Below are 10,852 nucleotides of genomic sequence, written 5' to 3'. Positions count from 1 at the left end.
ATCCTGATTGGTGGCGGTTGCAGTACAAATACGCTGGTCGCGCCTGCGTTCAAGCCACGCTGGCGTGTTTGTGAGACTGACGCCTTAGCGACGGTTGCCGGAGGGCGGTGCCGTCGGCGTCGGAATGCCGGCGCGGCGGAAGCGTGCCGCCGTCTGGGCCGGGTTCAACGCTTCGCGCCGATAGGCCCGATCATACGTGTCTTCTTGGAAGATGCGGATCTGTGTCAGGCGCGACTGGCGTTTGCGGAACTGCGCGTCTGCTTCGGCCAGGGTGGCGCGGATATTGCTCTCGCGGCCAAAACGGCTGGCGTGATTGACCAGTGCCGCGTCACTGCCGGGTACGGCCGCATTCGGGGACGAACGTTGCCCGCCCAGGGCCGCAACGCTGTCTTCCAGCGGGCGCTGGTCGGTGCGGTTGAACCCGCCCGGTGTCGGCGCGGGCAGGGCAGAAAAGCTTTCCGGCTCTTCGAGGGGTTTGGAGGGGACGATGATGAATTCGTCGGGGCCTTCACCGCGGGACGTGACTTGGCGCAGGCCCTTGTTCTCGCACGCGGCAAGGACGGTAACTGCAATCAGGGCACAGGCGATAAGGCGCATGAGCGAACTCTCCTAGTTTCGGGCTGCATTATCGCAGCTTGACCCGGCTTGTCACGTGCCCTTTTTGGAAGGCCCCTTTTTGCCCGGCTGCCCTTCCTGCCCAAAGAAGACAAGGCCGAGCGCCCCGACAAAGATAAAGATGTCGGCCACGTTGAAGACGAATGGATTGTCGATGCCACAGCAGGACATGTTTAGGAAGTCGAGCACGAAACCATAAAGCAGCCGATCCAGCACGTTGGCCATCGCCCCGCCGATCAGCAGCCCGGCAAAGGCGCGCGCCAGCGGCGGCTGCGGGTGCCGCCACATCCACCACAGCACGCCCGCGCAGATCACGCAGGCCACCGCGATCAGCGGCCAGATGCTGGAGCCGTCCCCAAGCAGGCCAAAGTTGATGCCCCGGTTTTCGCCGTAGCGAAAGTTGAGCAAAGGCGGCAGCACGTCGATGGGATTGAACTGCGACACGCCCATCACGTGGATGACCACGTATTTCGACGCCTGGTCGAGGGCAAATGCGATGAACGCGCTGATCCAGAGAAGTTTCATGCGCGCCTTAATGCCGGAAATGACGCATGCCGGTAAAGACCATCGCCAATCCGGCCTCATCCGCGGCGGCAATCACCTCATCATCGCGCATCGACCCGCCGGGCTGGATCAGGGCCGTGGCCCCGGCCTCGGCTGCCGTGATCAGACCATCGGCAAAGGGAAAGAACGCATCCGATGCCACGACCGACCCTTGGGTCAGCGGCGCGGGCAGGCCCATCACCTCGGCCATGTCCTGCGCCTTGCGCGCGGCGATGCGGGTGCTGTCGACCCGGCTCATCTGCCCGGCGCCCACACCCACGGTCGCGCCGTCCTTGACGTAGATGATCGCGTTGGATTTGACGTGTTTCGCAACCGTCCAGGCAAAGAACAGATCCGTCAGTTCCTGTTCGGTTGGCTGACGCTTGGTCACGACCTTCAGATCATCGCGGCTGATGCGCCCCACATCCTTGTCCTGCACGAGAAAGCCGCCAGAGACCTGTTTGACGGCAATCGCGGCGGCACTTTCATCCGCCAGCCCGTCTGTCGTCAGCAAGCGCAGGTTTTTCTTGGCCGCGAACACCTCGCGCGCCTCGGCGGTGGCGCCCGGCGCAATCACGACTTCGGTCAGGATGCCCGTGATTTCGCGCGCAGTGTCGGCGTCGAGTTCGTGGTTCAGCGCGATGATCCCGCCAAAGGCGCTGGTGCGGTCACAGTCAAAGGCGCGGGTGTAGGCCTCTTTCAACGTCGCCCCTGTCGCCACGCCGCAGGGATTGGCGTGTTTAATGATGGCGCAGGCGGGGCCCTGCCCTGCAAACTCGCTCACCAGCTCGAAGGCCGCGTCGGTGTCGTTGATGTTGTTATAGGACAGCTCCTTGCCCTGGTGCTGGGTGGCCGTGGCCACACCCGGACGTGCCGAGCCATCGGTATAGAAGGCCGCCGCCTGATGCGGGTTCTCGCCATAGCGCAGGGTTTGTTCCAACTGCCCGCCAAAGGTGCGGCGGCGCGGTGTGCCCCCGACCTGCGCCGCCATCCATGTGCTGACGGCAGTGTCGTAGGCGGCGGTGCGGGCATAGGCCGTCTGGGCCAGGCGCTGCCGCAGCGCATAGCTCGTCTCGCCCCCATGTTCAGCCATTTCGGCCAGCACAGCATCATAATCGGCCACATCCACCACGACGTTCACAAAGCCGTGGTTCTTGGCGGCAGAGCGAATCATCGCAGGGCCGCCGATGTCGACATTCTCGATCACCTCGGCGTATTCCGCGCCCTTGGCCACGGTTTCCTCGAACGGGTAGAGGTTCACGACCACCAGATCGATGGGGCCGATCCCGTGTTCCGTCATGGCCGCCACATGTTCATCATTGTCGCGCAGCGCCAGCAGGCCGCCATGCACCACCGGGTGCAGCGTCTTGACCCGTCCGTCCATCATCTCGGGAAAGCCCGTGACCTCGCTCACATCCTTGACCTCAAGCCCTGCCTCGCGCAGCGCGCGGGCCGTGCCGCCCGTGCTCAGCAGGTCCACTCCGTGCCCGGCCAACGCGGTGGCAAAATCCACCAGCCCGGTCTTGTCGGAAACGGAAATCAACGCGCGGCGCACGGGGGTCAGGTCGGTCATGTTGGCAGCAGTCCTCTATTCGTAAATCTCACCGGGTTCGTCCCGGTTCAGGTCGCGGATGCCCATGGCAGTTTCCTGCGCCTTGGACAAGGACCAGCGCACGCGGGTTGCATAATCCATCGCACGGCCCGTCAGCACGATTTGCAGGCTCGCCCGCGGTTTCAGGCGCCCCTTTTCCAGGTACACCCCCGGCTCCAACGTCAGGTCCTGCGTGCCGTCATGGCGAAACACCCAGATCTCGCCGCTCTTGAGCGCCATGGAGACAGCGGCCCCGCCCAGGTCCACCTCGGCATCGACTTCGGGGTGCAGGTGAAAGCGGATGTCAAAGGGGATGCCTGCCAGCCGCTTGGCATCCATCACCTTGTCAAAGGTACGTTTTTCGTTGTCTTCGAGCGCCAGCAACATGTCTTCGCCCGCCATGCCGCGCCCGTCGAATGTCAGTTCCAACTGGCGCGCGTGGGTCAGCCCGTGGGTGCGCACATAGCCGTTGTGTCCACCCTGAAAGCGCAGACCATCCGGCGCGTGGCTGACTTCGATCGGCACATGATCGGGCGCGTCAATCAGCGCCTCGCGGGCGGTGTTGCGCTCTGCATCGCCCAGCCGCGCACTGGAAAACCCGTCCAGCGACAGGGCCGAATGCGACGGTGTGGCGCGCCCCGCCCGGCGCCAATCCGCGCCGAAACTGATGCCCGAGCCGCAATTCACGATCAGCGGGCGGCGGCCAGAGGTAAGTTCGAAAGCCAGAGTCGAGGCATGGGCGTTGTAACTCGCCTCGCCCGTCGGCGGGGTCGCGGCGTCAATGATGACACTGGACCGCCCTGCACTGAGGCGCGCGTATCCCATCGACAATCCATCCGGTTGCCGTGTGCGAATGCCCGATGCCGCCAGCGCATGATCAAGCCAGCCCTCTTGCCCGCGCCCGCCACCGTGAAAGCGCGCAAGGCTGCCGTCAGAGTGGCGCAGGGTGCGCAATGTTGGCGCGATCCGCTCAATGGCAGCCAGATGCGCCTCGGGCACCGGTTTGGCCGCCTCGGTCAGCGCGGCAGAGGCCCAGGTGAGCAAGGTGAACACGTCCAGCAACTCTTCGGGATTGCGGGTGGGCAGGCCGCCCTGATCGTCGATCTGCTCGCGGCATTCACGCGCCAGCGCGGCAACAGCGGGTGGGGCCAGCGCCTCCATCCCTTCAAGCGACAGACCGGCATAGATCAGGCCCGTCAGAGCCTCGAACCGGGGCAGTCCGGGGGCGGCTGCGTGCCAGCGTTTTGACAGGAACTGCGTTTGTTGAGCGAGCGAGCGATAGAACGCCTCGGATTCCGGCGCATCATGGCCGCGCAGCAGGAACAGTGCGTGGTTGATCCAGCGGATCAGGCGACGCCCGGTCAGGTCGGGTGTCCAGCCAGGCCCGCGCCCGCGCCCGTACCGTTCGATCCAACCCCAAAGCCAACGTTGCCCAACCTCTCGGGTCGAGGCATCGCCCACCGCCGCCAGATCGTCCATCCAGGCAAAGCCGTGGATCGCATCGAGATAGGCCTGATCGGGTGCCGACACATCCCACAGGTCCGTGCCCGGCGCTTCGACAAGGGCCCCTGCAAACAGATAGTTGCCCGCCACCAGTTGCCGCCCCTTGGCAAAGCTGCCGATGGTGCGTGGCTCGGGCGCGGACACGAATGCCGTCGCCGCCTTGGCCCGCGTCGTGCGCCGCGCGTGCCAAAGGTTCAGAAATCTGGCTTTTCGTTCAGAAAACCCATGTGTCGTGGACATACTGCCTGCCTCGATGCGTCTTGAGCGCGTTTGGCGGCAGCATAGCTTGGGCCTGCGCCCAAGTCACGCGATCTCAGCCGGTTTTGCGCAGGCAGGCGATGTAAAACCCATCCATGTGCCCATGTTCGGCCCACATGTCGGGGCGCAGGCGCAGCCCGCCCTCTTGAGTGATCCAGGCAAGATCAATGCCGGGACGGTCGAGCGCGGTGCGATCCACCGCCAGATCGGGGTGCCGTTCCAGCGCCTCATCCACCTGTACCTCGCCCTCGTCCGGCAGCAGCGAGCAGGTGCAAAACACCAGCCGCCCGCCCGGTTTCAGCAAAGTCAGCGCGTGGTCGATCATGCGCGCCTGCAACTCCATCAGCGCACCGAACTCAGACCCGTCCTTGGCAAAAGGCAGATCGGGGTGCCGCCGGATCGTGCCCGTGGCCGAACAGGGCGCATCCAGCAGGATGGCGTCGAACTGGCCGGTGATGTCAAAGGCGTCCGCGACCTGCGTCGTGGCGTTCAGCCCGGTGCGCACGAGGTTTTGCGACACACGCTCCATCCGCCCGGCAGAGATATCGACCGCCGTGACATCGGCGCCCGTGGCGGCCAGTTGCATTGTCTTGCCACCTGGTGCGGCGCACAGGTCCAGCACCGCCTCGCCCGGCTGTGCATCAAGCACGCGCGCAGGAACAGCGGCCGCCGCGTCCTGCACCCACCAGTCCCCGCTGGTGAACCCAGACAGGGCCGACACCTGTCCCGCGTCGGTCAAGCGCACCGACCCTGTTGGCAGCAACGTCCCGCCCGTGGCCTTGGCCACGGCTGCGCCATCGGTCTTGGGCGTCAGATCCAGCGGAGTAGCGGCGAAAAAGGCCGTTTCCATGCCCCCCACAGCCTCAGCCCCCCACGCAGCCACCAGCGGGCTGCGCAGCCATTTGGGCAGGCGCGGGGTGCGCAGGGTCGGCCATTGGTCCGGCCCCTTGTCAGCCACCTTGCGCAGCACCGCGTTCACCAGCCCCTTGAGGTGGCCATAGCGCTTGTGCCGCGAGATGATGCTGACCATTGCGTTCACCACACCATGCGCGGCCTCGCCCTGACACAGCTCGTATGTGCCGATGCGCAGGGCGTTGCGCACAGTCAGCGGCGGGTACTTTTGCAAATGGCGTTGCAGGATGCGGTCCACACGTTCCATCCCCCGCAGGGTTTCTGTGGCCAGCCGCTGCGCGCGGGCACGGTCGGCAGGGTCAAGGCGGTCCAACGCGCCTGCGCCAATGACCTCGGCCATCAACTTGCCCTCGCCCATGATCTGGTCCAGCAGGTAGATTGCGCTGCGCCGCGCGGGCAGACCGATGTCGCTCATGGGTGTCCTCGAAAATGTCACACCCGCTTGCCCGGGCTAAGGTCGGGCGTATATCAAGGCAATGCCCCGTAAGGAAGACGACATGTCAGACGATAGCCCCAACCCCGATCTGCCCCCCGCCGCACAGCGCGCATTGGCCGAGGCCGAGGCACGGCGCAAGGCCGCGAAAGAGCTGGAGTTGCCCACGGAACTGGGCGGGCGCGATGGCCCTGAACCGGTCCGTTACGGGGATTGGGAGAAAAAGGGCATCGCCGTCGATTTCTGACCCGCATGGCAGTTGCCACGCGCCCGGATACTGTCATCTTCGGATCAACAGACGACCGGGTGAAACATGGCAGTGACGATACGACAGGCAGAAGAAGGTGATCGCGCCGGGTGGGACACCCTGTTTGCGGCCTACTGTGCCTCGGGCAAGCAGGAACAAACCGCCGAGATGCGCAACCGCGTTTGGGGCTGGATACATGACCCATCCGCCCAGACACGCTGTTTCGTTGTCGAAGGCGCTGACAGGCACCTCGTCGGCTTTGTCCACTTTCGATCCTACGAACGCCCGATGCCTGCCACGGTGGGCGCCTATATTGACGACATGTTCGTGGCACCGGGCGCGCGTGGCCAAGGCATCGTTGATCGGATGATCGAAGCCGTTGGCGCCTATGCCAGGGAACAGGGCTGGGACGTTGTCAGATGGATGACGTCAGACACCAATTACAGGGCGCGGGCCGTTTACGACCGCCACGCGAGCAAAAGCAACTGGGTCACCTATCAACTCGACAAGTGACAGGCCAAGGCCAACATTAACGCAGGCGGAACATGGCGCTGTCGCCGCGCCCCTCGTCCGAGGTGAACTTGATCCGGCCGTCTTCGGTCGCCTGCACTTCCTGACAGTTGTAGCCAAGCGCATCGCCACCCCAGAACAAATCGCGGCAGAAGTAACCGTCGCGCCATGACCACGTGCCTTCGATATCCCAGCGCGCGCCACGCCCTTCGATACGCCCATCGGGCGACACGGTCAGCTTGACCAGGGGCCGGGTCAACGTCTTGCCATTGACCAGTTGCACGAACCTGGTCTGGTCATCGACCTTGACCAATTCGGCCATGGCAGGCCCGGAAAGAAGTGCCGCGGCAGCAGCGATAGCGATAAAGCGCATGATACAAATACCTTCGTAAGTTGGCGCACATCTTGCCAACACATACGAGGGTGCAGGGCGTTTGGTTCACTCCGTGGGAAAAATTTCGACAAATCTGTGCCGATCCCCGCGCATTTGACAAAAATGGGCGGGGACTTGCCGGGATTTCAGCCCTTGAGGCCCAGCACGTCCAGCATGTCGTATTCACCCGGCGCCTTGTCCTGTGCCCAAAGGGCGGCCTTGAGCGCACCCTTGGCAAAGAGCGCCCGATCCGTCGCCATATGGCGCAGCACGATCCGCTCGCCCGGGCCAGAGAACAGCACGTCATGCTCACCCACGATGTCGCCACCCCGAATGGCGGAAAAGCCGATGTCGCCCCGTTTGCGCGCGCCTGTGATCCCGTCGCGCGCGGCATCGCGGACTTTTGCCAGATTGACGCCACGCCCCTCGGCGGCCGCCTCGCCCAGCATCAGCGCTGTGCCAGAGGGGGCATCGACCTTGTGATGGTGATGCGCCTCGATCACCTCGATGTCGAAATCCTCGTCCAGCGCGGCAGCGACCTGCTTGGTCAGTTGCACCAGCAGATTGACCCCAAGGCTCATGTTGCCCGCCCGCACGATGGCGCAGTGACGCGAGGCCGGTTCCAGTTGCGCAATCTGCGCCTCGGTCATGCCGGTGGTGCCGATCACATGAACCGCGCGCGCCTGCGCAGCCACATGGCTGAGTGCGATGGTCGCTTCGGGGGCAGTGAAATCGATGACCGCCTGCGCCTGTGCCATCGGCTCAAGTGCGTCGTCAAAGACAGCCGCGCCCAAGGGCGCACCACCCATGGCCTCGCCCACATCGCGGCCCACCCAGTCATGGCCCGGACGTTCCAGCGCGCCCACAAGACGCATCTTGTCACTCTCCAGCACAGAGCGGATCAGCATCTGACCCATCCGGCCTGACGCGCCTGCAATCACGATACCCGGCAGTTCTGACATGTTTCGACCCTTCTTGGCGGTTTCCCGCTGTCCTAACCTGACACGGCCCGCTTGGCAAAGAGATGCGCCTGACTTAGATGGGGCGCATGGCAAAGAACAAATTCCACGACGGCCCCGGCCCCTCGCAACGGCAACTGCGGGTGGGCGAATTGATCCGCCGCACACTATCCGAGGTGCTGGCGCGCGGCGACGTGCACGACCCCGACCTGAACCGTATGTCCATCACCGTGGGCGAAGTGCGCACCTCTCCCGATCTCAAGATCGCGACGGCCTATGTGCTGCCGCTGGGCGGTCAGGGGCAGGACGAAGTGCTCAAGCTACTGGGCCGCAACAAGGGCGAGCTGCGGCGCGCAATCTCGAAAAAGCTGGCGCTGAAATTCGCGCCAGACCTGCGGTTCCAGCTGGACGAAACCTTTGACCGCATGGACGACACCCGCCGCATGCTGGAACAGGACGCGGTGCGCCGCGATACCGACGCGTGATACGCGCCGCCCTAATGGCGTTTCTGGCCTGTGCCGCGCCTGCATGGGCGGTGACGTGCGAGAATATCCGCTTCGAGGGCATCGGCTATTCCATCTGCGAGGTCGATCTGGCGGCAGAAGAATTGCGGCTGTTCCTGTATGACGACGACGGTGGCGTACTGGGCCAGTTCAGCGCGGTGGACCGTGCCCTGAGCGCCGATGGCAAGCGCCTTGGCTTTGCCATGAACGCGGGCATGTACCACGACAACCGCGCGCCCGTCGGCCACTATGTCGAAGACGGCAAGGAACTGATGCGCGTGATCCCCAATGCGGGTCCAGGCAACTTTGGCCTCGTGCCCAATGGCATTCTGTGCCTGCGCCCGAACCGTGCGGACGTGTTCGAAACGCAAGCCTTTCTGGCCCGTCAACCCGACTGCACCCATGCCACTCAATCGGGGCCCATGCTGGTGATCGACGGCGCGCTGCACCCGCGTTTTCTGCCCGACAGCACCTCGCGCTATGTGCGCAATGGCGTCGGCACCTCGGCAGATGGCACGCGCGCGGTCTTTGCCATCTCGCGCAGTTCGGTCACGTTTCACGAGTTCGGCTCGCTGTTCCGCGATCACCTCAAGCTGCCCAATGCGCTGTTCCTCGACGGGAACATCTCGCGCCTCTATGCGCCCGACCTCAATCGCAACGACATCGGCTTTTCCATGGGCCCCATTGTCGGCACGGTCGAAGCGGCCAATTGACAAGGCGACCGGCCCTGCGCTAGGCGGCGGCCTTCACTGCAAGGACAACAGGGGCGACACATGGGCCGCACACGCAAAGGGCGCGATATTTCCGGCTGGCTGGTCGTCGACAAACCCGCAGGCCCCACATCCACTGCCGTGGTGAACAAGGTCCGCTGGGCGTTTGGTGCGAAAAAGGCCGGGCATGCCGGCACGCTGGATCCGGATGCCACCGGCGTTCTGGCCGTGGCCCTGGGCGAGGCGACCAAGACGGTGCCCTACATCACCGACGCGCTCAAGGCCTACCGTTTTACCGTGCGGCTGGGTCAAGCCACCAACACCGACGATGCCGAGGGTGAAGTCATCGCCACATCCGATGTGCGCCCGACGGATGATCAGATCAAGGACGCGCTTGGCCCCTTTGTCGGGGACATCATGCAGATCCCGCCCAAGTTTTCCGCCGTCAAGATCGACGGCCAGCGCGCCTACAAGCTCGCACGTGATGGCGAGGATGTAGAGATCGCCGCCCGCCCGCTCTGGGTCGAGGAACTGGTTTTGACCGACCGCCCCGATGCCGATCACGTCACGCTCGAGATGATCTGCGGCAAGGGCGGCTATGTCCGCTCTATCGCCCGCGATCTGGGCGAAGCCCTGGGCTGCTATGGGCATGTGCGCGAGTTGCGCCGCATCTGGTCCGGCCCGTTCGAGGCGACGGACGGCCTGACCATGGACCAGATCGAGGAGATGGCGCAAAGCCCCGACCTCGACACCCACCTGCGCCCCGTCGCCGACGGGCTTGCCGACCTGCCAGAGGTCAAGGCCACACCCGAAGGGGCCACGCGCATGCGCAACGGCAATCCCGGCATGGTGCTGGCCTCGGACGTGGAATATGGCGACGAATGCTGGGCCTCTCTGGACGGGGTGCCTGTGGCCGTGGGCCGCTACAAGGCAGGCGAGCTGCACCCGGCCCGCGTGTTCAACCTGTAAGACGTCGATTGTTACAGGTTGCGCCGGGCGCTGCGCCCGTTGCGGCCCCAAAACCCGCCCAATTGTTACAGAATCCGCACGCCAGATAAGCCCTGCGTGAGGCGGGCTATTTGTTCGGAACCGGTCAGTCCATATTACTCCCATCACACGCCACACCGTTCCTTTATGGGAGACAGAACATGACCCAAGTTACCCTTCGCACCATCGGCACCGTCCTGACTGCAGGCGCCTTTGCCACCATCGCATTCGATGCGTTCGGGCAGGCGCTCAGCCCGCTCTTTGGCTATGCCAAACTCGCCCCGGTCGGCCTTGCTGGGGCCTCGCTCAAGGCGATCTTTGGCGCCAACCCCTCGGGTGCGGCGCACCTGCTCCACGCCCTGACGGGCCTGATCTTTTACGCGGTGGGCTGGTTTGCCATCGCCCGCCCCCTGCAACTTGCCGTCGCACCGCGCCTGCACTGGTCGATCACGGCCGTGGCCTACGGCGTCGCCCTCTGGGTCTTTGCCCTTTACGTCATGGCGCACCTCGTGACAGGCAACAAACCCTTCCTCGGCTTCACCGGGATCACCTGGGTCGCACTCTGGGGGCACATCGTCTACGCCCTCGTCGCCGCCGCAATCATGGAGGCCAAGGGCGCCGTCCTCGACCTGCGCCGCGCACCCATGGCCGTGCCTGCCGAGTAAGGCGCGCAATAATCCGATTGATGGGGCGGTCTGTCACTGGCAG

The 10,852-nt window shown here is 64.5% G+C and carries 13 protein-coding genes; 6 read left to right on the top strand and 7 right to left on the bottom strand.

Annotated features, from left to right (window positions below; all coding sequences use genetic code 11):
* Positions 1-84: 84 nt before the first annotated feature.
* The 5 genes from ACMHLQ_RS14185 to ACMHLQ_RS14165 all read right to left on the bottom strand — a co-directional run bounded on the left by ACMHLQ_RS14185 (position 85) and on the right by ACMHLQ_RS14165 (position 5,837).
* A complete protein-coding gene (locus ACMHLQ_RS14185; protein WP_415401312.1) occupies positions 85-597 on the bottom strand; it encodes a DUF3035 domain-containing protein in 513 nt (170 codons plus the stop codon).
* Between the two features lie 51 nt (positions 598-648).
* Positions 649-1,140 carry a signal peptidase II gene (gene lspA, locus ACMHLQ_RS14180; RefSeq protein ID WP_415401311.1) on the bottom strand — a complete coding sequence of 164 codons (492 nt, stop codon included), beginning with the start codon at positions 1,138-1,140 and terminating at the stop codon, positions 649-651.
* A gap of 7 nt (positions 1,141-1,147) precedes the next feature.
* On the bottom strand, positions 1,148-2,731 hold the full coding sequence (purH, locus tag ACMHLQ_RS14175) for a bifunctional phosphoribosylaminoimidazolecarboxamide formyltransferase/IMP cyclohydrolase (RefSeq protein WP_415401310.1): 1,584 nt from the start codon (positions 2,729-2,731) through the stop codon (positions 1,148-1,150).
* A gap of 15 nt (positions 2,732-2,746) precedes the next feature.
* Entirely contained in the window at positions 2,747-4,492 is a 1,746-nt protein-coding gene (locus tag ACMHLQ_RS14170; protein ID WP_415401309.1) for a heparinase II/III family protein, read from the bottom strand.
* Positions 4,493-4,565: 73 nt separating this feature from the next.
* Positions 4,566-5,837 (bottom strand): RsmB/NOP family class I SAM-dependent RNA methyltransferase, encoded by a 1,272-nt coding sequence (locus ACMHLQ_RS14165; RefSeq protein ID WP_415401308.1) that lies wholly within the window; start codon positions 5,835-5,837, stop codon positions 4,566-4,568.
* An 82-nt stretch (positions 5,838-5,919) separates the two neighbouring features.
* Between ACMHLQ_RS14165 and ACMHLQ_RS14160 the strand changes: the two genes are divergently transcribed.
* Both ACMHLQ_RS14160 and ACMHLQ_RS14155 read left to right on the top strand, forming a co-directional pair.
* A complete protein-coding gene (locus ACMHLQ_RS14160) occupies positions 5,920-6,102 on the top strand; it encodes a DUF1674 domain-containing protein (protein ID WP_415401307.1) in 183 nt (60 codons plus the stop codon).
* 66 nt (positions 6,103-6,168) lie between these two features.
* Positions 6,169-6,615, top strand: a complete 447-nt coding sequence (locus ACMHLQ_RS14155; protein ID WP_415401306.1) for a GNAT family N-acetyltransferase — start codon at positions 6,169-6,171, stop codon at positions 6,613-6,615.
* 16 nt (positions 6,616-6,631) lie between these two features.
* Here ACMHLQ_RS14155 and ACMHLQ_RS14150 read toward each other — a convergent pair whose 3' ends face one another.
* Both ACMHLQ_RS14150 and dapB read right to left on the bottom strand, forming a co-directional pair.
* The gene (locus ACMHLQ_RS14150) at positions 6,632-6,985 is read right to left on the bottom strand and encodes a dihydrodipicolinate reductase (protein WP_415401305.1); all 354 of its coding nucleotides are present in this window, start codon (positions 6,983-6,985) and stop codon (positions 6,632-6,634) included.
* 146 nt (positions 6,986-7,131) lie between these two features.
* Positions 7,132-7,947, bottom strand: coding sequence for a 4-hydroxy-tetrahydrodipicolinate reductase (gene dapB, locus ACMHLQ_RS14145; RefSeq protein ID WP_415401304.1), 816 nt, complete (start codon positions 7,945-7,947; stop codon positions 7,132-7,134).
* Between the two features lie 86 nt (positions 7,948-8,033).
* On the opposite strand from dapB, the gene rbfA reads away from it, so the two are divergent.
* From rbfA to ACMHLQ_RS14125, 4 genes are all read left to right on the top strand, one after another.
* Complete coding sequence (gene rbfA, locus ACMHLQ_RS14140; protein WP_415401302.1) at positions 8,034-8,429, top strand: 30S ribosome-binding factor RbfA; 396 nt, start codon at positions 8,034-8,036, stop codon at positions 8,427-8,429.
* A 14-nt stretch (positions 8,430-8,443) separates the two neighbouring features.
* Positions 8,444-9,160 (top strand): phosphodiester glycosidase family protein, encoded by a 717-nt coding sequence (locus ACMHLQ_RS14135; RefSeq protein WP_415405290.1) that lies wholly within the window; start codon positions 8,444-8,446, stop codon positions 9,158-9,160.
* A 60-nt stretch (positions 9,161-9,220) separates the two neighbouring features.
* Positions 9,221-10,126, top strand: a complete 906-nt coding sequence (gene truB / locus ACMHLQ_RS14130; protein ID WP_415401301.1) for a tRNA pseudouridine(55) synthase TruB — start codon at positions 9,221-9,223, stop codon at positions 10,124-10,126.
* 179 nt (positions 10,127-10,305) lie between these two features.
* The gene (locus ACMHLQ_RS14125; RefSeq protein ID WP_415401300.1) at positions 10,306-10,809 is read left to right on the top strand and encodes a hypothetical protein; all 504 of its coding nucleotides are present in this window, start codon (positions 10,306-10,308) and stop codon (positions 10,807-10,809) included.
* Positions 10,810-10,852 lie beyond the last annotated feature (43 nt).

It is taken from the genome of Tateyamaria algicola (assembly GCF_047715485.1).
In the GTDB taxonomy this organism is placed as follows: Bacteria; Pseudomonadota; Alphaproteobacteria; order Rhodobacterales; family Rhodobacteraceae; genus Tateyamaria.
Note: the sequence above shows the minus strand (reverse complement) of the source record. Positions and strands in the feature narration are given on the sequence as shown.